This is a genomic window from Pseudarthrobacter polychromogenes (genome assembly GCF_014644495.1).
Lineage (GTDB): Bacteria > Actinomycetota > Actinomycetes > Actinomycetales > Micrococcaceae > Arthrobacter > Arthrobacter polychromogenes.
This window is the reverse complement of sequence record NZ_BMKU01000002.1, coordinates 176899-196588: the sequence shown is the minus strand read 5'-3', so window position 1 is coordinate 196588 and position 19690 is coordinate 176899. Positions and strand designations below refer to the sequence as shown.

Sequence of the window (19690 nt, the reverse complement as noted above, 5' to 3'; positions counted from 1 at the left end):
AGGGGTAGCCCAGCCGCTGAAATACTCCCGGCCCGCCGGACCGGAGCGCGGGATACCGGACGGTCTTCGGTAGGCTGGCCCATGTGACTTTTCCAGTAATAGGCGTAGTTGGCGGCGGCCAGCTTGCCCGAATGATGGCCCCTGCAGCAACTGCCCTCGGCTTCGAACTCCGTGTCCTCGCCGAAGGGGACGACGTCTCTGCTGTCTCGGCAGTGTCCTCCTCGCCGGTGGGCGACTACAAGGACCTGCAGACGCTGTTGGACTTTGCCCAAGGCCTGGACGTTATGACCTTTGACCACGAACACGTCCCCACAGACCACCTCCGCGCTCTGCAGGACGCCGGCGTTAACGTCCAGCCCGGGCCTGATGCACTCGTGAACGCCCAGGACAAACTGGTCATGCGTGCCGCCATCGACCGGCTGGAGCTTCCCAACCCGGCCTGGGCCTCCGTCCCGGACGTGGCGGCACTGGTCAGGTTCGGCGATGAGACAGGCTGGCCCGTTGTGCTGAAGATGCCGCGCGGCGGGTACGACGGCAAGGGTGTCAGGATCGTCGCCTCTGCAGAAGAAGCTGCCGAAACATCTGAATGGTTTGACGCCATGAGCCCCCTCCTCGCTGAGGCCAAAGTGGAATTCACCCGGGAGCTTTCAGCACTCGTTGCAAGGACACCCGACGGCGAAGCCCGGGCCTGGCCGGTGGTACACACCATCCAGGTGGATGGCGTGTGTGACGAAGTGATAGCTCCCGCCCTGGACATCCCGGTGGAGGTCGCTGCTGCCGCAGAGGACGCTGCCCTGCGGATTGCTGGTGAACTTGGCGTCACGGGAGTGCTGGCCGTTGAGCTCTTTGAGACCCCCGGCGTCGGCGCAGGGTTCCTGATCAACGAACTCGCCATGCGCCCCCACAACACAGGGCATTGGACGCAGGACGGCTCGGTGACAAGCCAGTTCGAGCAGCACCTGCGGGCGGTACTGAACCTTCCCCTGGGCGCCACCGATGTGCTTGGCCCCGTGGTGGTAATGAAAAACTTCCTGGGCGGCGACAACCAGGACCTGTTTTCTGCCTTCCCGATGGCGCTTGCCAGCGAACCCGCCGCAAAGGTGCACTGCTACGGCAAGTCCGTCCGCCCGGGCCGCAAGATCGGCCACGTAAACCTGGTGGGTTCATCCACGGCGGACGTTGATTCCGTCCGCCGCCGCGCCACGATGGTGGCAAGCATCATCCGCGACGGCCGGGCACCGGCAGAAGAACTGCCGAGCACTTTCGAGGAGAAGCCATGAGCGCCCCAACCACCCCCTCCACCGCGTCGGAGGCCGCCCCGCTGGTGGGGCTGGTCATGGGATCCGACTCCGACTGGCCCGTTATGGAGGCTGCGGCTGACGCGCTGGCGGAGTTCGGCATTCCCTTCGAGGCCGACGTCGTGTCAGCCCACAGGATGCCCACCGAAATGATCCGCTACGGGCAGACAGCCCATGAACGCGGCCTGAGGGTCATCATCGCCGGGGCCGGCGGCGCAGCCCACCTGCCGGGAATGCTGGCCAGCGTCACACCGCTCCCGGTGATCGGCGTTCCCGTTCCGCTCAAGACCCTGGACGGAATGGATTCCCTGCTGTCGATCGTCCAGATGCCCGCCGGCGTCCCGGTGGCCACCGTGTCCATCGCAGGAGCACGCAACGCCGGGCTCCTGGCCGTGCGGATGCTCGCTGCGGGCACGGACGAGCTCGCCGCGTCGCTCCGCGCGGACCTCCTGGATTTCGCAGCAGACCTCAACGCAGTTGCCACCCGCAAGGGTGCCAACCTGCGCCAGAAAGTCAGCGAGGTCTTTGCAGACGGCAACGGCGCCCTGCGGAGCGGCCGCTAGGCGGCGCGTATGTCCAGCAGCAAAATGCGGCAGGCCGCCCCCGGCACCTCCATGACCGACCCGGTCCGCTACCCAGCCAGCACTTCCCCTCCGGTGCGAACGAAACGGGCTTTCGTCCTCATCCTTTTGACCCTCCTGGTTCCGGGCAGCGCCCAGGTCGTGGCGGGCAGCCGCAAACTCGGCCGCGCCGCGCTGCGCGTGACCCTCGGCGTCTGGGCAGCCCTGGCCGCCGCGGTGCTCCTGCTGCTCTTCAACCGGACCCTGCTGATCAACATCATCACCAATCCCTTCGCTTCCCTGGTGATCGTCATTTTGCTGGCAGCCCTGGCCGCCGCCTGGGCACTGCTTTTCATCAACACCCTCCGGCTCATCCGGCCACTACTGCTTGCACCTCGGGCCCGGCCCGCAGTGGGGATAGCCCTGGTGCTGGCCATGGTCCTGGGCAGCGGGTCCCTTGGTTATGCTGCCTACCTGCTCAATGTGGGGCGTAATGCCATTGGAAGCATCTTCTCCTCCGGCCCCACGATCGATCCCGTGGAAGGCCGCTACAACTTCCTGATGATGGGTGGGGACGCAGGCGAGGACCGCACCGGGAGGCGCCCGGACAGCCTTTCCGTCCTCAGCGTGGATGCCAAGTCGGGGCAGACGGCCATCATCTCCGTGCCCCGGAACCTCCAGAACGCCCAGTTCAGCGAGGACTCCCCCATGCGGGCCATCTACCCGGACGGCTACGACTGCGGGGACGAGTGCCTGATCAATGCCATCAACACCGAGGTGACGAACGAGTACGCCGACCTCTACCCCGGCGTCGCTGACCCCGGCGCTCAGGCCACCCTGGAAGCCGTTTCCGGGACGCTTGGGATCACGGTGCAGGCCTACGTCCTGGTGGACATGGACGGTTTCTCGAGGCTCATCGACGCGATGGGCGGCATCAGGATCAAAGCCGGCGGCTGGGTTCCCATGAGCGGCTATTTTGACGATTTCACCCAAACCCACGGCATGCCGCTGGGCTGGATCCCGGCCGGTGAACAAACCCTCGACGGCAACCAGGCACTTTGGTACGGAAGGTCGCGGGAGTATGTGGACGACTACTCGCGCATCCAGCGCCAGCAGTGCGTGCAGCAGGCCATGCTCAAGCAGCTGGACCCCGCCACCCTGCTGGCCAAGTTCGAGGACATCGCCGACGCCGGAACCAAGGTGGTGGACTCCAACATCTCCTCCTCGCAGCTGGGGAGCTTCGTGGACCTTGCCATGAAGGCCAAGGGCCAGGACATCAAACGGCTGACCATCGGCCCGCCTGACTTTGATGCCTCGTTCTCCACGGTTCCGGACTTCGACGAGATCCACGACCGCGTGGACCAGCTGCTGGCTTCCGCATCCTCGGCCCAGGCAGCAGGCTTGCAGGACGACGCCATGGTGGAAGCGGTCGCCGCACCGGGCCATGTCCAGGCCGCGGCAGCCCGAACTGCCGGTAGTCTCCCCCTTGCCGACGCCGTTCGTTCACAGCAGTCGCCCGCGCCGTCGGACTTCACTCCGGTGACTACCACGCCAGACGGCGAGCTGATCACCGAAGAGATGCTGACCCAGCTCAAGCTCGAGGGCAACGAACAGGCCATCGCCGGGCTCGTGGCAACCAACGGCCAGTGCGCGCCGCTGTAGCCGCACACATTATCCAACAGACCTAGGGAACGGAACCGGTTTTGTACGAGATTGAGAACGTCCTGCGCGATTATGCCTGGGGTTCGACGACGGCCATCGCGGCCCTCCTGGGACGGCCCGAGTCCGGCCGCCCGGAAGCCGAACTGTGGATCGGCGCCCACCCCGATTCACCGTCCACCGCCCGCGTCCCCGGGGACGGAGCGACGACGGCGCTGGATGCCCTGATCTCCAGCGATCCCGGCCATTACCTTGGCGCGGACTCCGTGGCCCGCTTTGGCCCCCGGCTGCCCTTCCTTGCCAAGATCCTCGCCGCAGCCCAGCCCCTGTCCCTGCAGGTCCACCCCAGCCTGGAGCAGGCGCGCGCCGGATTTGCCCGCGAGAACGCGGAAGGGGTGCCGGCGGGCGCCCCCAACCGCAATTACCGGGACGACAACCACAAACCCGAGATGATCCTCGCCCTGACTCCGTTTGAGGCGCTGTGCGGATTCCGTCCGGTGGCGGAAACGCGGGAGATCCTGGCGCACGTCGCCGCAGCCTGTGGCTCCAGCGAAGCGGGGGTCCCCGCCTTGGTGGGAGAGCTGCAGGATGACCTCCGCGCAAGCGACGAGGGGCAGGGCCTCCGGAAGGCCTTCGAGCGCCTCATCACCGGAGGCCGGTCCGTCGCTGAGGATACGGCGCTGGTGGTGGCTGCACTCCTGTCCGAAGCCGCCCTCGCCCCGCATGAGGCCGAGCTAAAAACCGTTATCAGCCTCAACGAGAAGTATCCAGGGGATCCCGGTGTCCTGATCTCCCTGTTGTTGAACCGGGTGTCACTGGCGCCGGGCGAAGCGGTGTACCTGCCGGCCGGGAACGTCCATGCGTACCTGCACGGCCTCGGCGTGGAAGTCATGGCTTCCTCGGACAACGTCCTGCGCGGCGGCCTCACGCCGAAGTTCGTGGACGTACCCGAGCTGCTCCGCACCGTTGATTTCCAGCCTGTTGCGGTGCCCATGCTGGCCGCCGAGCGGACGGCCCTGGACCAGGAAGTGTTCCGCCCGCCGTTCGAGGAGTTCCAGCTCCAGCGGATCGAGCTCGCGCCGGGCGCGGCCCCGGTCCCGCTGGCGCAGTCCGGGGCAGCCGTTGTCATCGTCGTGGCAGGAGAAATCTACCTGGACTCGCCCAAGGGCGACCTGCAGCTTTCGAGGGGCGGCAGCGCGTTCCTGCCGGCCGCCGAGGCTCCGGTCAACGTCCACCCCGTGGCCGGCTGCACGGAGCAGGCGCTTGCTTTCGCCGTGACCACCGGCCTCTAGCGGCTGTCGGCGCTTCGGACAGCAACGGCAAAGGGCGACGGCGGCACCCGGGCGGGGTGCCGCCGTCGCCCTTTGCTGGGCGCAGCTGGTGGGTGAAGCTAGCTGCCGGGGCGCAGCCGCTGAAGCACGGGCCGCACCCGGCCGGCAGCGGCTTTCAGGACGCGCCGTCCCGTCTGCAGTCCCCGGCGCGCCAGGGGCATGGCCTGGGCGTAGGCGGGGTACAGCGGCGAGAGCGGCTTCTCCCAGGTTCCCAGGAGCATGTTTTCGTGCTTGGCGAACTGCTTCTTGAAGTCGGAGATGCCGTCGTTGAGGAGTCCGTTGAAGTCGTACCGGCGGCAGCCGTCTTCCCGCATCGCCTGCAGCGCCGCCCACTTCACGCCGTAGTTGACGCGCTGTTTCTGTCCCTCTGCGGACACGCCGCCGTAGAGCTCAAAGGCTGTGGCGCCGCTCCTGGCGAGCCAGACGAACGCCAGCAGCTGTTCGCCGTCGAACGCCCCAATGATGGGTGAGCCGTCCCCCATGTTCCGGAAAATGTCCCGGTAGTACTGGTCCTCGTGGATCCCGAACCCGGCTCGTTCAGCCGTCTCGTGGTAGATCGCGAGCACCTGCTCAAGTTCGGCGTCGTTCTTCACCTTGCGGAACTCAACGTCGCTGCGCATCGCCTTGCGGATGTTCGCACGCGTGGACTTGGACATGTCCGCCATGAGCTCGTCGTCGGACCTGGTGAGGTCAAGGATCAATGTGCGCGGGATCAGCACCGTGTTGGCGGACGGACGGAATCCTGCGGCTGCCACGGCTCCTGCAAAAACAGAGTCCTGGTCCCAGTCGGGTTCGATGCTCAGGGCAACGCCACCGTGCCGGACTGCCGCGTGCTCGGCAAGCCGGTTCAGGACCGCCTGCGCGTTCTCCGGGGCGCACATGGGCCCCCGCGGAATGTACACCAGGGCCCGGAAGGGAAGTGGAAGCCGGCGGATTAGCAGCTGGGCGCAGCCGATGGTGTTGCCGGCGTCGTTGATGAGCACGCGGTCAACGGTCCAGCCATGCATGGCCTTGGTTTCGCCCCAGCCCCACAACTGTTGCGGATGTCCCTGGAACCGGTCAACGTGGTCGTCCCAGAGGGCGCGGTCAGTACAGGGCACAACAGCAGGAATCATGGCTTCAACCCTATACCAAGCGCCTAAAACGCCAGGCCCCAGGAAGTGCGGTGCGCACTTCCGGGGGCCTGGCGAATTAGCGCGCCGGGCGTCAGCTCTTGCGGGCGTAGCCCTCCCACTTGTCGGCGCGGTGCTCGCCGTCAACGAAGCGGATGGTGCCGGACTTGGAACGCATCACGATGGACTGGGTCAGGACCTTGTCCTTGGAGTAGCGGACGCCCTTCAGCAGGTCGCCGTCGGTGATGCCCGTGGCGGCGAAGTAGCAGTTGTCGCTGGAGACGAGGTCGTTGGTGGAGAGGACCCGCTCCAGGTCGTGGCCGGCGTCGATGGCTTTCTGCTTCTCTTCGTCGCTGGTGGGCCAGAGGCGGCCCTGGATGACACCGCCCAGGGACTTGATGGCGCAGGCTGTAACGATGCCTTCCGGCGTGCCGCCGATGCCCATCAGCGCGTCAACGCCTGTGCCGGTCCGCGCTGCGGCGATGGCACCGGCGACGTCGCCGTCCATGATGAACTTGGTGCGCGCACCGGCTTCACGGATTTCCTCCACCAGCGGCTTGTGGCGGTCGCGGTCGAGGATCATGACGTTGAGCTGGTTGACCTTGACGCCCTTCGCCTTGGCGATGAGGTGCAGGTTCTGCTTGACCGGGAGGCGGAGGTCCACCATGTCCGCGGCTTCGGGGCCGGTGACGAGCTTCTCCATGTAGAACACGGCGGAAGGATCGAACATGGAGCCGCGCTCGGCCACCGCGAGGACGGCCAGGGCGTTGTTGATGCCCAGGGCCGTCAGGCGGGTTCCGTCGATGGGGTCGACGGCAACGTCGCACTCTGGGCCGGTGCCGTCACCGACGCGCTCTCCGTTGAAGAGCATGGGGGCCTCGTCCTTCTCGCCCTCACCGATGACCACAACGCCGTTGAAGTGGACGGTCTGGAGGAAGGAGCGCATGGCGTCGACCGCTGCGCCGTCGGCCTTGTTCTTGTCGCCGAAGCCCACCCAGTGGCCGCCGGCGATGGCTGCGGCTTCAGTCACGCGGACAAGCTCGAGGGCAAGGTTGCGGTCCGGCTCGTCAATGCCTACGGCAAGGGACGGGGAGATCGTGGAGTACTTCTGGGTCATGGACGCTGGTGACACGTGAACCTCTTCTTCGAGTGGCGATCATAAAACCCGCCCCGCCGGTGCAGCAGCGCGGTGATTCCTCTGCTACCGATCATAGTCGCGAGCCGCTCAACGGGGTGGCGGATGACGCGCCCGCGCAATGTACCGGCGACGGCGGCAGGGGGCCTGAGGCGCCCAAATGGAAGTCGGCTGCCGGAATGGGCGACTATAGAGGGGTGAATGACATGCAGGAAAAGACCAGTCCCAGCCCAGAGCCGGCCGGATCCGAGGGCAACGGCGGACCCGGCGCCGCGGCAGGAAATGCGCCCGTAAAGCCTGTCATTCCGGCTGCTGCCGCCAAGCGCGCCAACGCCTCGGTCATCGGAATGATCATCGCCCTGGTGGTGAGCATTGCCGCGTTCCTGCCCATCATCCTCATGAATCCGCTGCCCAAGAGCGACGGCTACCGGCCGAATATCGACGTGGCAGCCGTCTCGCGGAATGCCACGGATGTGGCAGGATTCACACCCGTCGCGCCGGACACCGGCGGCAGCTTCCGCCCCAATTACGCCCGGTGGGAAGCCGGAACCGGCAACGGCGTCCCCACCTGGGAAGTGGGATACCTGACGCCCAAGGAGTCCTTCATCGGGCTGGTGCAGACCAGGAACGCGAACCCCACCTGGCTGCTGCAGCAGACACGCAACGCACCCGTCACCGGCTCCCGGAGCGCCGGCGGGCAGGAATGGGAACTTCGGGACACCGGCAAGGGTGAGAAATCCCTGGTGCTGGACTACCGCGGGACCACCGTCGTTTTGTCCGGGGAGGCCCAACTGGACGAGTTCGCCGCACTGGCGGACGCCGTCGTCACGTCCCTGGAAAGCAACCCGGCTGTCACAGTTTCACCCTCCCCCGCCGCAGCGCCGTAAGGTAGGCGCGTGACTACCTACCTGACTCCCGCACTCGCCTGGCGCCGGCTGCGCGAAGGCAATGAACGTTTTGTCAACGGTGAGACCTCGCACCCCAACCAGGATGCGTCGCGCCGGTCCTCTTTGGTGGAGAACCAGCACCCGTTCGCCGTGATCTTCGGCTGCTCCGATTCCCGGCTCGCCGCTGAAATCATTTTCGACGTCGGCCTGGGCGACGTTTTCGTCGTCAGGACCGCAGGCCAGGTGATCGACGACGCCGTCCTGGGGTCCCTCGAGTACAGCATCGGCGTGCTGGGGGTGCCGCTGATCGTGATCCTCGGACACGACAGCTGCGGTGCCGTGAGCGCCACGAAGTCGGCCGTGGAAACCGGACAGATGCCGGCAGGCTTCATCCGGGACCTCGTGGAACGGATCACGCCGTCCGTCCTGACGTCGCTTCGCAACGAGCAGACCGACGTCAACGACATGGTGGTGGAGCACGTCAAGCAGACCTCGGAACGGCTCGTGGACAGCTCCCGTGTGATTTCCGACGCAATCGGGTCAGGCAAGGCCGCCGTGATCGGCCTTTCGTACAGCCTGGCTGAGGGCCGCGCGAACCTTGTTTCCGGAATCGGCGAGCTCTAAGGGGCGTTCAGGAACGGCTCCGCTGGCAGCGTGTAGCAGGCAGTTCACGGTTTTCGGTGCGGCGCCCGGGCGTCCTAAGCTAGCCCCATGACTTCCACTGAAGAGTTCCGCATTGAACATGACACGATGGGCGAAGTCCGCGTCCCCGTGAACGCACTGTACCGCGCGCAGACGCAGCGGGCAGTGGAGAACTTCCCGATTTCCGGCAAGACCCTGGAGCCTGCGCACATTGAAGCGCTGGCCCGGGTCAAGAAGGCTGCCGCCCAGGCCAACGCTGAACTGGGTGTGCTCGACGGCGAGCTGGCCAAAGCCATTGCAGAGGCCGCGGACCAGGTCGCAACGGGCAAGTACGACGGCGACTTCCCCATCGACGTCTTCCAGACCGGCTCCGGCACGTCCTCCAACATGAACACCAACGAGGTGATCGCCGAGCTGGCCACCCGCGCCCTCAAGGCGGCCGGCAGCAGCAAGGTTGTCCACCCGAACGACCACGTCAACGCCTCGCAGTCCTCCAACGACGTTTTCCCCACGTCGGTGCACGTTGCTGCCACCTCCGCCCTGATCAACGACCTCATTCCCGCACTCGGCTACCTGGCCGAATCGCTGGAGCGCAAGGCTGTTGAATTCAAGGACGTGGTCAAGTCCGGCCGCACCCACCTGATGGATGCCACGCCGGTGACCCTGGGCCAGGAGTTCGGCGGCTACGCGGCCCAGGTCCGCTACGGCATCGAGCGCATCAACGCCTCGCTCCCCCGCGTGGCCGAAGTTCCCCTTGGCGGCACGGCGGTGGGCACCGGCATCAACACCCCGGCCGGGTTCCCGGAGCGCGTCATCGAACTGCTGGCCACGGACACGGGCCTGCCGCTGACCGAGGCACGCGACCACTTCGAGGCGCAGGCCAACCGCGACGGCCTGATCGAGGCGTCCAGCCAGCTGCGCAACATCGCCATCTCCTTCATGAAGATCAACAACGACCTCCGGTGGATGGGGTCCGGCCCCAACACGGGCCTTGGCGAGATTGCCATTCCGGACCTGCAGCCCGGCTCGTCCATCATGCCCGGCAAGGTCAACCCGGTCATCTGCGAGGCCTCCATTATGGTGGCAGCCCAGGTCATCGGCAACGACACCGCCATCGCCTGGTCCGGCACCAACGGTGCGTTCGAGCTGAACGTCGGCATCCCGGTCATGGCGTCCAACCTGCTGGAATCCATCCGCCTGCTCGCCAACACCAGCCGGGTCATGGCAGACAAGATGATCGACGGCATCACCGCGAACGTGGAGCGTGCCCGCTTCCTGGCAGAGGCGTCACCGTCGATCGTGACCCCGCTGAACAAGTACATCGGCTACGAGAACGCGGCCAAGATCGCCAAGACGGCCGTGGCGGAGGGCCTGACCGTCCGCCAGGCCACCGAGAAGCTGGGCTTCGTCGGTGACGGCGAGGGCCAGGTCTCCGAAGCGGACCTGGACAAGGCACTGGATGTCACCACCATGACGGCTCCCGCCCACAAGGCGTAGCCTCCGCACTTACCGTTCAAGTACGACGACGGCCGGTACCTTCCCACGAAAGGTACCGGCCGTCGTCGCACTGTGGAGTTTTTGTCCAGATGTGCAGGCTTCAGCGCCGCTCAACCCTGCATACGTGGACAAAAACTCCATCTTCGCGCCTCTTTCAAAAGTTGCACTTATTTACGGTCAGTGCAAAACTTTACTTTGTGAATGAAAGTGCAGCAATAGGGAGCGGCCTCCGCGAGCGCAAACGGGCAGCAACGCGCGCCGCGATCACTTCGATCACCCGGAAGCTGACCGCCGAACGCGGCCTCAGCGGCTATACCGTGGAGGAGGTCTGCGAGCAGGCCGACATTTCCCGCCGGACGTTCTTCAACTACTTCCCCACCAAGGAAGATGCCGTCCTCGGCCACATCGACGATGACATCCCCGCAGGTGTCCTGGAGGAATTCATCGCGGGCGGGCACGCATCGCCCGCCGGCGAAATCTCCCCGACGCTGTTCCAGGACCTCGTCCGGCTTTCCCTGAAACTGTCCGAGCACATGGCCGCCTCGGAAGAGGAAACCCGCCAGCTGATCGGCGTCGTCAAGAAGGAGCCTCAGCTGATCCTCCGGATCATCGGAGTAACCGAGCAGCGGGAAGCCCAGTTCGCCCGGGATGTCGCCCTTCGCGAAGGCGTGGCCCCGGACCACCCCGTGGTCCAGATGGCTGTGGTCCTGCTGGGGACCATCGCCCGGAAAAGCAGCATGGCCTACTTCTCCGAGGGCAACACCCGCCCGTACTCCGAGCTGCTGATGGAGAACATCTCTGCTGCCAGCGAGCTCTTTTCACAGCCATTCGAACTCCCGGTACCCGCAGAAGGACACTCATGAGCACCGCCGCCAGTCCCAAGGCAGCAGCCGGCCCGCTGCTGCTGACGCAGAAACGCATCTGGATCATCTTCTCCGCCCTCATAGCCGGCATGCTGCTCTCCAGCCTGGACCAGACCATCGTCTCCACCGCCATGCCCACCATCGTAGGCAAGCTGGGCGGCGTGGAACACCAGGCCTGGATCACCACCGCCTACCTGCTGGCCACCACCATCGTGATGCCCATCTACGGCAAATTCGGTGACATGCTGGGCCGGCGCAACCTGTTCCTGACAGCCATCGCCCTCTTCACCCTGGCCTCTGTGGGCTGCGCCCTGGCCACCGACTTCTGGGGCTTCGTCATCTTCCGTGCCATCCAGGGCCTGGGCGGCGGCGGCCTCATGATCCTCTCGCAGGCCATCATCGCCGACATTGTGCCGGCAAAGGACCGCGGCAAATACATGGGCCCGCTGGGCGCCGTCTTCGGCCTCTCCGCCGTGGCCGGCCCCCTGCTCGGCGGCTTCTTTGTGGACCACCTGACCTGGGAATGGGCCTTCTACATCAACATCCCCATCGGCATCGCAGCATTCGCCATTGCGTGGTTCACCCTGACGCTGCCGAACAAGAAGGCAGACAAGCGGATCGATATCCTGGGCGTCGTCCTGCTGTCCGCCGCCACGACGTGCCTCATCTTCTTCACGGACTTCGGCGGACAGAAGGACGAAGGCTGGGACTCCCCCCTCACATGGGCCTTCGGCGCTGGCATGGTCCTATCCGCGGCCGCCTTTGTCATGGTGGAACGCCGGGCCGAAGATCCCATCATTCCCCTGAGCCTGTTCCGCAACCGCATCTTCGTCAACGCCACGGCCATCGGCTTCACCCTTGGGCTGGGCATGTTCTCCGCGATTGCGTTCGTGCCCACCTTCCTGCAGATGTCCTCGGGCACCTCCGCGGCTGAGTCCGGCCTGCTGATGCTGCCCATGATGGCCGGCCTGATGGGCACATCCATCTACTCCGGCATCCGGATCTCCAAGACCGGCAAGTACAAGATATTCCCGATCCTGGGCGCGGCGCTCACCATGGCCGCCATGCTCTGGATGACCACCCTCGCCGCCAGCACCCCCATTTGGGTCATTTGCGTCCAGCTGTTCATCTTCGGCGCCGGCCTGGGCCTGATCATGCAGGTAGTGGTCCTGGTGGTGCAGAACTCTGTCCCGGCCGACCAGATCGGCACCGCGACCAGCACCAACAACTACTTCCGCGAAGTGGGCGCCGCCATGGGCGTGGCCGTCTTCGGCGCGATCTTCACCAACCGGCTCTCGGAGTCCCTCACCAGTGCCTTTACCGGCGCCGGCGCGTCGGCGGACCAGGCGGCCCAGTCCACCAGCACGCTGGATCCGCAGGCCCTGAGCCAGCTTCCGGAGCAGCTGCGCGACGCCATCGTCAACGCCTACGCCGAGTCCCTGGCCCCGGTGTTCTGGTACCTGATCCCCTTCATTGCGGCGGCCCTGGTCCTGGCCATCACGCTGAAGCAGATCCCGCTCTCGGACACTGCGGGCATGGTGGCCCGCGGCGAGGCCGTGGGTGGCGAGGAAGCCGAGCGGCTCGCCGCGGGGCTACCCGGGGCGGCACCAGCAACAGCAGGCGCGGACAGGTCACCGAATGCCGGGGCTGTGGAGAGCGTCAAAGACGAGGACGGCGAGCTGGTCTCCCAGCGCAACTGACCGCCGTCGTCCTGGCGGCAATCACGCTGCAGGGCTGCCGCGCACGTGGGGCGGGGGCGCCGCAATCTTGGGGGTTGCGGCGCCCCTGTTGTGCTTCCTTATGATGAGGCCGCGATGATTCGATCAGGGTTCGAAGTGCGCGGCTTCGGCGGATGCGAGGGCACGGTGGATGCTGGTGAGGTGTCCGGCCATGAGGTCGGGCAGTTCATCGATTCCAAACCAGCCGACGGCCAGCGACTCGTCATCGTTAACCCGGGCAGTCCCTGAGACGTAGCGGCAGAGGAACACGACGTCCAGGAACTCGCACACATCGCCGTTGGGGTAGGTGAAGGGCCCCACGGCCCCCCACAGACACCACGCGCTCCGGTTCGGCCACCACCGCCGTTTCCTCAAAGATTTCCCGCACCAGCCCGCGGGCCGGCTGTTCGCCCGGCTCAAGCATGCCGCTCACCAGGGCCCACTGCCTGTTATCTGCCCGTTGGGCCAGCAGCACGCGGTCCGCGGCATCCACCACCACGCCCCGCACCCCCGGGACCCACAGCGGATCGTTGCCGATTTTCTTGCGAAGCTTCAGGACATAGTCAGGCGCAGGCATTGTGCCAGCCTACCGAACTGTTCTCCAGCGTCGGCTGCCCGTACACCCCGATCCCGGCCGCTGAAAGTCAGGCCGGCAGCAGCATCGCTGCGGCGGCTCCGGCGAGCATGAACGGGCCGAAGGGGATGGACGATTTAAGCGTTCCCCTCCGGGCCGCCAGGAGTGCGACGGACCAGAGACCGCCCAAAAGGAAGGCCAGGAACGTGCCTGCAAACAGATGCCCCCACCCGAGGTAGCCCAGGTACATTCCCAGGACTCCGGCGAGTTTCACGTCCCCGAAGCCCATACCCGGCGGGTACACCAGCCGCAGGAGGAAGTAGAAGAGCCACAGGATGGCCGCCCCGGCCACGACCCGGAGCATCGGCTGGGACGCAAGGCCTGCGAGTGGACCAGCAGGCCCCTGGACGGAGCCCGCCCCGGCCACGGCCGCCGCCGCCAGGAGCAGGACGCCGGCCACGGCATACGACGGAAAAACGATCCTGTTCGGCAGCAGATGGTGCCGGACGTCGATCACCGTGAGCCGGACGGCCATCACCGCGAAGTAGGCGCACGCGGCAAGCACCAGCCAGAAGGCCGGCGGAGTGTGCTGCCATAGTTCGCCCAGTCGATGGATCACCCTCGGATGCTACTGGATTTCCACCCGCCCACGCACCGCCCGCGCGTAAACTGTGGATATGGCGACGTGGGACTTCCGGCACCGGCCGGATCCGGACAGTGGAGCTGCCCCCACGGACCTTGCAGCGATGTTCCGGAACCTGTGCCGGTCCTCCCCCTGGAAATGGCAGTCGCTGCGCTTCGAGTACTGGAATGAACCCTTCACGGAAGCTCCCAGCCCTGCAGCTCCCCTGGTCCGTGCCTGGCTGCGGCGCCCCGGAGCCCTCCGCCTGGAAAGCCCTGAAGGACTGGTCCTCCACAGCACCACGGGGATCAACGACTCCAGGGACGGGCTCTACATCAGCTCCACGCGGAAATCCTGGCTCCTGCCGCCCCACCTGGTGACGCCCGTTTACGACGACCTCGGCCTGGTGCGGCGGCGCCCCGAGGCGGCCTATGGGGAGCCCGGCTTCGGCAACGGACGCTTCTCCGCGGCGCTGGATCCGGTGGAGCTTGCCGGCAACGCTCCCGTGCCCCTCGAGTTCCCCGGCAGCAACCCCGTGGAGGTCCAGGATGTCCGCCGCGTTGAGTGTGAGGGCCGGCCGGCGCTTGAGGCGGTGGTGGCCCCGACCGCCGCCTACCATCCCGCGGATCCCGCCGCTCCCCTGTGCATGCCGGGCCGCTCCATGATCAGGGTGGACCTGGGCACCGGCGTCTGTGTGTCCAGCCGCTCACTTGAACCTGAAACGGACCAGTACGGTCACTGGCTGAGGATTATTGCCGTGGACGAATACATGCTGGACGACCTTTTCCTGGCCGAATCCATGAACCTCACCGACGTCCGCCGCCACATCAGCTGGGACGTTCCCGCCTGACTGTGACAGGCCACAACCGGCACCCATCGGCTAGGCTTCGCGGATGACTTCACCGAACGCCGTGTGGCCACTCTTCGACCTCACGCTGGCCACGCCCCGGCTGGAGCTCCGCCCCATCCAGGACCACGAGATTCCGGCGGCAGTTGCAGCAGCGCGCACGGGTATCCACGAGCCCGGCAGGAATCCGTTCAGCACTCCTTGGACTGAGCTTCCGGCCGAAGAGCTTGGACCGAACATGGCCCGCTGGTACTGGCGGTGCCGCGCCGAGTGCACGCCGGACTCCTGGACGCTGCTCCTGGGCATCTGGCACAAAGGTGAGTTCATCGGCTGCCAGGACGTCGGGGCCAAGGAATTCGCCACCCTCAAGACGGTCAGCACGGGATCCTGGCTCAGGCAGAACGTGCAGGGCCGCGGCCTGGGCAAGGAGATGCGCGCCGCCGTCGCGCTCTATGCGTTCGACTGGCTGGGCGCAGAAGTGGCCGAGTCAGAAGCAGCAGACTGGAACGAGGCCTCCCTGGGCGTCTCCCGGTCCCTCGGCTACGAACTCAACGGCATCACCCGCAAGGCCTGGGGCACCCGGGTCGAGACAGTCCAGCACGTCCGCCTCACCCCGGACTCCTTCAAGCGCCCTGACTGGACCCTCAGGGTAGGGGGCCACGAAGCAGCATCGAAGTTCCTCAAGATCACCTGAGCGGGTGTCCGCGGTCCAGTGCGCCGCGAGGCAGACCTTCTCCGCGCTCAGGTGTACAGCTGTGGCTGGGTTCGTCCGCCCCCAGTACTTCGCCGTCGCTTAGACACCTCCCGCCGCGCCGCTACGGTCGCTGGGCGACCTGCGCAACGTTCTGGTCGGCGATGCGCTCCTACGCGAAGCACTGGGACCGGACGTGTGCCAAGGCGCGCCTTGGGCTCAAGATGCACGAGGCGGGTCACGGGCCTTCTCGTAGGAGCGCATCGCGGCGCATCGGCTGCCGGAGGTCGCCCAGCGACCGTAGGTGGCCCTATGCGTCGTGTCTAAGCGACGGAGAAGGCCCGTGGCTCGGCGAACCCAGCCACGGCTGCACCACCCAACGACGGCGAAGTGCTGGGGACGAACGACCCAACAACTGCCACAAACGAAAGGGCCGTGCCCCGGCGAACCCGGCCACGGCCCTTGCTGCTCAACCGGGGACTAGCCTTCGAGCAGTTCCGTGACCAGGGCTGCGATGGGCGAGCGTTCGGAGCGGGTCAGGGTGATGTGGCCGAAGAGCGGGTGTCCTTTCAGGGTTTCGACGACGGCGGCTATCCCGTCGTGGCGGCCGACGCGCAGGTTGTCGCGCTGGGCGACGTCGTGGGTGAGGACGATCTTCGAGTTTTGGCCGATCCTGCTCATGACGGTCAGCAGGACGTTCTTCTCGAGCGACTGGGCCTCGTCAACGATCACGAAGGCATCGTGGAGGGACCGTCCGCGGATGTGGGTGAGGGGCATGACCTCGAGCATGCCGCGGTCCATGACCTCCTCCACCACCTCCTGGCTGACCAGGGCACCGAGCGTGTCGAACACGGCCTGCGCCCAGGGGTTCATTTTCTCGGACTCGGAGCCGGGAAGGTAGCCGAGTTCCTGGCCGCCCACGGCGTAGAGGGGCCGGAACACGATGACCTTGCGGTGCTCGCGCCGTTCCAGGACGGCTTCGAGGCCGGCGCACAGTGCCAGGGCCGACTTTCCGGTGCCGGCCCGGCCGCCGATGGACACGATGCCGACGGCGGGATCCATCAGCATGTCGATGGCCAGCCGCTGCTCGGCAGAGCGCCCGTGCAGGCCAAACACGTCACGGTCGCCTTTGACCAGGCGGACCTGCTTGTCCGGGCCCACCCGGCCCAGGGCAGACCCCCGGTTGGACAGCAGGACCAGGCCGGTGTTGACCGGCATTTCCGCTGCCGCCGGGATAAACACCGGCTCGTGGCCGTAGAGGGTTGAGATCTCCTGCTCGTTGGCTTCGACCTCGGCAACGCCGGTCCAGCCGGAGTCCTTCACCAGTTCGTTGCGGTATTCGTCTGCGGTGAGCCCCATGGCCGAGGCCTTGACCCGCATGGGCAGGTCCTTGGATACCACGGTGACGTTCCTGCCCTCGTTGGCGAGGTTCTTGGCGACGGCGAGGATGCGGCTGTCGTTGTCCCCGCTCCGGAAGCCCAGCGGCAGCACCTCCGAGGAGATGTGGTTGAGCTCCACCATGAGGGAGCCGCCGTCGTCCCCGATGGGAATGGGCTGGTTCAGTCCGCCGTGTTTGACCCTGAGGTCGTCGAGGAGCCGCAGCGCTTTCCGGGCGAAATAGCCCAGCTCGGGGTCGTGCCGTTTGGACTCCAGTTCGGTGATCACCACGATCGGAACGATGACCTCGTGTTCCGCAAAGCGCAGCAGGGCGCGGGGGTCTGACAGCAGGACGGAGGTGTCGATGACGAAGGTGTTAATGGCGGCTTCCCTTCCGGAGACAGCAAAACCGGCCGCAGCATCCGCTGCTGAACCGGTTTGTGAGGTGGCTCGCGTGGCGCGAGAGGTAGCTTTCCCTCCCTGGTCAAAAACGACCTCGGGCAGTTGTTCAGAAGTAGCCACATCGACTCCAGCCCCGGGCACCAGCCCGGAATTGTTATTGGTGAGGCGGCTCGGCCGGGAGGCCGGGTCCGGCCTCCCATACAACCGGTGCGATGATTCGCTCCATGTACTGGCCTCCCCGATCAGCCGGCGGTTTTGCCAGCTGATGGATATAACGTAAATCCACCCCAGGTAGTTTCCGCAACCATTAAGCGGCGATTCGTGTTGCAGTGGTGTGAACTTGTGATGAACCGGAGTTGTCAGGAGCCGAAGCGGCGCTGCCTTCCCGCGTAGTCGCGGAGGGCCCGCAGGAAGTCCACTTTCCGGAACGCGGGCCACAGTGCCTCGCAGAAGTAGAACTCGCTGTAGGCGCTTTGCCACATCAGGAACCCGGAGAGGCGCTGCTCCCCCGATGTCCGGATCACCAGGTCCGGGTCCGGCTGGCCGCGGGTGTAGAGGAAGCGGGAGATGTCATCCACGCAGAGCTCGTCCGCAAGCTTGCCGATGTCCTTGTTCTTGGCCACGGCGTCATGGAGGAGCTCGCGCACCGCGTCCACGATTTCCCGGCGGCCGCCGTATCCCACCGCCACGTTGACATGGATCTTTTCCAGGACGGGGGTGCGCGCCGTCAGCTTGTTGAGGCGCTCGGCAAGGTAGTCCGGAAGTAGTTCCGGAGCACCCATCGCGTGGACGGAGATGTTGGCGTCCTCGTCCAGCCGGTCCAGGGTGTTGGCGATGATGCCCATCAGCAGGTCCAGTTCCTCGCTGGACCTGTTCATGTTGTCCGTGGAGAGCATGTACAGGGTGACCACTTTGACCCCCAGCTCCTGGCACCAGCCAAGGAACTCGTGGATCTTGTCGGCGCCGGCCTGGTGCCCCTGGCTGGTGGGGGCGTTGAACTGCTTGGCCCAGCGGCGGTTGCCGTCCACCATCACGCCGATATGGCGGGGAATGCGGTCGCGGGCCAGGTCCTTCAGCAGCCTGCGCTCATAGAAGCCATAGAGGAACCCGGGCAACTCCACGCGTCCACTCACCTGACTTCCTCGCTGTACGTACTTGCACATCCTAGGCTACCGTCCGAAGCGCCCAGGGCCCGCTCCTCCTGCCCGGACCAGCGATCGCCAGAAACCTACCCTTCGGTAACTTACCGATCCGTAAGTTATTCTGGGACCATGAACAGCGACACCCCGGAGGCCCCCCGGACGCCGCAGCCGAAGGCCGGTTCCGGCACGGGAAACGGCGCAGCAAACGGTGCGGCAAACAACGCCATGGACGAGGCCGCGGTCCGGCTGGCCGAACTGCTGATGATCAAGCCGAAGTGGCGCGGCTGGATCCACACCGTCACAGCACCCCTTGCCCTCGCGGCAGGGATCATCCTGGTGGCCCTTGCGCCGACGGCGGACCGCAAAATCACGTCCGCCATTTACGCGGCCACGGGTGTCCTGCTTTTTGGAGTCAGCGCCGTCTATCACCGGGGCAACTGGTCGCCCGGGGTCAAGATCGTCCTCAAACGGCTGGACCACACCAACATCATGCTGGTGATCGCCGGCAGCTACACCCCACTTGCCTGGACCCTCCTGGAAAGGCCTCAGGCAGTCCTGCTGCTGTGGGTCATCTGGTCCGGGGCCATCCTCGGTGTTCTGTTCCGGCTGCTGTGGACGGACGCCCCCCGCTGGCTCTACGTACCCATCTACATCGCCCTGGGCTGCGGCGCACTGTTTTATCTGCCGCAGTTCTTCCAGGCAAGCGTCCTGGCAGCTGCCCTGATCTGCGTGGGCGGCATCCTGTACATCACCGGGGCAGTCTTCTACGCCCTCAAGAAACCGAATTTCAGCTACCACCACTTCGGGTTCCACGAACTGTTCCATGCCCTGACCGTGGTAGCTTTCGCTGCACATTTCGTGGCGATCGCCACGGCCGTCCTCAGCTGACGGGGCCGCGCGCCCCGGAGGTCCTCAGCCGGCGCAGCGGCGCATGTGGGACGACGTCAATGCGTCAGTGCCGCTGGTCGCCCTGCGCGGGGTCCGTCCCGCCGTCGGCCGTTCCTTGCACGGCGCCACCGCGGGCCTGCTGGCCGGGCGCCCCCGCATCAGCAGCCTCCGCTGCCTCAACGTCCGCCGCAGCAGCGGCGGCCATGCGGTCCTCCTCCACCTGCGCCCGGTAACGCACCCGCCGGATGCGCCGCACCATATCCACGATCAGCAGCGCGGTGGCAACCACGAAGAACGCCGTCATAATGAAGCCCAGCAGGCCGGGCGTCACCTGGTCCTCGGAAATCCCCTCACGCAGCGTTGGCGTCGGCAGGGGCGTCGGGGTGGTGGCCAAACTGAGGAGCAGGTGATGCACGGTTATATACCTTCTGTGGAGCGGATGGCA

General features: G+C 66.0%; 18 protein-coding genes and 1 pseudogene. 12 read left to right on the top strand and 7 right to left on the bottom strand.

Annotated elements, in window-relative coordinates; all coding sequences use genetic code 11:
- Positions 1 to 83 precede the first annotated feature (83 nt).
- Genes IEX43_RS04195 through manA form a run of 4 tightly spaced genes read left to right on the top strand, consistent with a single transcriptional unit; the run spans position 84 to position 4809 of the window.
- Positions 84 to 1280 carry a 5-(carboxyamino)imidazole ribonucleotide synthase gene (locus IEX43_RS04195; protein WP_188809212.1) on the top strand — a complete coding sequence of 399 codons (1197 nt, stop codon included), beginning with the start codon at positions 84 to 86 and terminating at the stop codon, positions 1278 to 1280.
- Positions 1277 to 1861, top strand: coding sequence for a 5-(carboxyamino)imidazole ribonucleotide mutase (purE, locus tag IEX43_RS04190; RefSeq protein ID WP_188730323.1), 585 nt, complete (start codon positions 1277 to 1279; stop codon positions 1859 to 1861). Before IEX43_RS04195 ends, purE begins: the two co-directional genes overlap by 4 nt.
- Positions 1862 to 1870: 9 nt before the next feature.
- Entirely contained in the window at positions 1871 to 3520 is a 1650-nt protein-coding gene (locus tag IEX43_RS04185; RefSeq protein ID WP_188809211.1) for an LCP family protein, read from the top strand.
- A gap of 41 nt (positions 3521 to 3561) precedes the next feature.
- Complete coding sequence (gene manA, locus IEX43_RS04180) at positions 3562 to 4809, top strand: mannose-6-phosphate isomerase, class I (protein ID WP_188809210.1); 1248 nt, start codon at positions 3562 to 3564, stop codon at positions 4807 to 4809.
- A 98-nt stretch (positions 4810 to 4907) separates the two neighbouring features.
- On the opposite strand, the gene IEX43_RS04175 is transcribed toward manA, so the two are convergent.
- Positions 4908 to 5963 carry a lipid II:glycine glycyltransferase FemX gene (locus tag IEX43_RS04175; protein WP_188809209.1) on the bottom strand — a complete coding sequence of 352 codons (1056 nt, stop codon included), beginning with the start codon at positions 5961 to 5963 and terminating at the stop codon, positions 4908 to 4910.
- Between the two features lie 91 nt (positions 5964 to 6054).
- Entirely contained in the window at positions 6055 to 7077 is a 1023-nt protein-coding gene (gene glpX / locus IEX43_RS04170) for a class II fructose-bisphosphatase (RefSeq protein WP_181038053.1), read from the bottom strand.
- Positions 7078 to 7301: 224 nt separating this feature from the next.
- Between glpX and IEX43_RS04165 the strand changes: the two genes are divergently transcribed.
- From IEX43_RS04165 to IEX43_RS04145, 5 genes are all read left to right on the top strand, one after another.
- A complete protein-coding gene (locus IEX43_RS04165) occupies positions 7302 to 7982 on the top strand; it encodes a DUF4245 domain-containing protein (RefSeq protein ID WP_229666309.1) in 681 nt (226 codons plus the stop codon).
- Positions 7983 to 7991: 9 nt separating this feature from the next.
- A complete protein-coding gene (locus IEX43_RS04160; protein WP_104185370.1) occupies positions 7992 to 8606 on the top strand; it encodes a carbonic anhydrase in 615 nt (204 codons plus the stop codon).
- Positions 8607 to 8693: 87 nt separating this feature from the next.
- Entirely contained in the window at positions 8694 to 10121 is a 1428-nt protein-coding gene (locus tag IEX43_RS04155; RefSeq protein WP_188809207.1) for a class II fumarate hydratase, read from the top strand.
- 197 nt (positions 10122 to 10318) lie between these two features.
- The gene (locus tag IEX43_RS04150; protein ID WP_229666308.1) at positions 10319 to 10984 is read left to right on the top strand and encodes a TetR/AcrR family transcriptional regulator; all 666 of its coding nucleotides are present in this window, start codon (positions 10319 to 10321) and stop codon (positions 10982 to 10984) included.
- Positions 10981 to 12684, top strand: coding sequence for an MDR family MFS transporter (locus IEX43_RS04145; protein WP_188809205.1), 1704 nt, complete (start codon positions 10981 to 10983; stop codon positions 12682 to 12684). Before IEX43_RS04150 ends, IEX43_RS04145 begins: the two co-directional genes overlap by 4 nt.
- A 123-nt stretch (positions 12685 to 12807) precedes the next feature.
- Here the strand turns inward: IEX43_RS04145 and IEX43_RS04140 are convergent.
- Positions 12808 to 13279, bottom strand: a pseudogene (locus IEX43_RS04140) (NUDIX hydrolase).
- 67 nt (positions 13280 to 13346) lie between these two features.
- Entirely contained in the window at positions 13347 to 13895 is a 549-nt protein-coding gene (locus IEX43_RS04135) for a prepilin peptidase (RefSeq protein WP_188809204.1), read from the bottom strand.
- 58 nt (positions 13896 to 13953) lie between these two features.
- Between IEX43_RS04135 and IEX43_RS04130 the strand changes: the two genes are divergently transcribed.
- Together IEX43_RS04130 and IEX43_RS04125 are read left to right on the top strand one after the other, a co-directional pair.
- Positions 13954 to 14748 carry a hypothetical protein gene (locus IEX43_RS04130; protein ID WP_188809203.1) on the top strand — a complete coding sequence of 265 codons (795 nt, stop codon included), beginning with the start codon at positions 13954 to 13956 and terminating at the stop codon, positions 14746 to 14748.
- Between the two features lie 43 nt (positions 14749 to 14791).
- Positions 14792 to 15439: a GNAT family N-acetyltransferase gene (locus IEX43_RS04125; protein ID WP_188809202.1), complete on the top strand. Its 648-nt coding sequence runs from the start codon at positions 14792 to 14794 to the stop codon at positions 15437 to 15439.
- A 477-nt stretch (positions 15440 to 15916) separates the two neighbouring features.
- On the opposite strand, the gene IEX43_RS04120 is transcribed toward IEX43_RS04125, so the two are convergent.
- Positions 15917 to 17335, bottom strand: coding sequence for a PhoH family protein (locus IEX43_RS04120; RefSeq protein WP_188730342.1), 1419 nt, complete (start codon positions 17333 to 17335; stop codon positions 15917 to 15919).
- Positions 17336 to 17574: 239 nt separating this feature from the next.
- Complete coding sequence (locus IEX43_RS04115) at positions 17575 to 18336, bottom strand: isoprenyl transferase (protein WP_104185378.1); 762 nt, start codon at positions 18334 to 18336, stop codon at positions 17575 to 17577.
- A gap of 246 nt (positions 18337 to 18582) precedes the next feature.
- On the opposite strand from IEX43_RS04115, the gene trhA reads away from it, so the two are divergent.
- Positions 18583 to 19245 (top strand): PAQR family membrane homeostasis protein TrhA, encoded by a 663-nt coding sequence (gene trhA / locus IEX43_RS04110; protein WP_188809436.1) that lies wholly within the window; start codon positions 18583 to 18585, stop codon positions 19243 to 19245.
- 64 nt (positions 19246 to 19309) lie between these two features.
- Here the strand turns inward: trhA and IEX43_RS04105 are convergent, their stop codons facing one another.
- On the bottom strand, positions 19310 to 19660 hold the full coding sequence (locus IEX43_RS04105) for a hypothetical protein (RefSeq protein WP_188809201.1): 351 nt from the start codon (positions 19658 to 19660) through the stop codon (positions 19310 to 19312).
- Between the last annotated feature and the right edge of the window lie 30 nt (positions 19661 to 19690).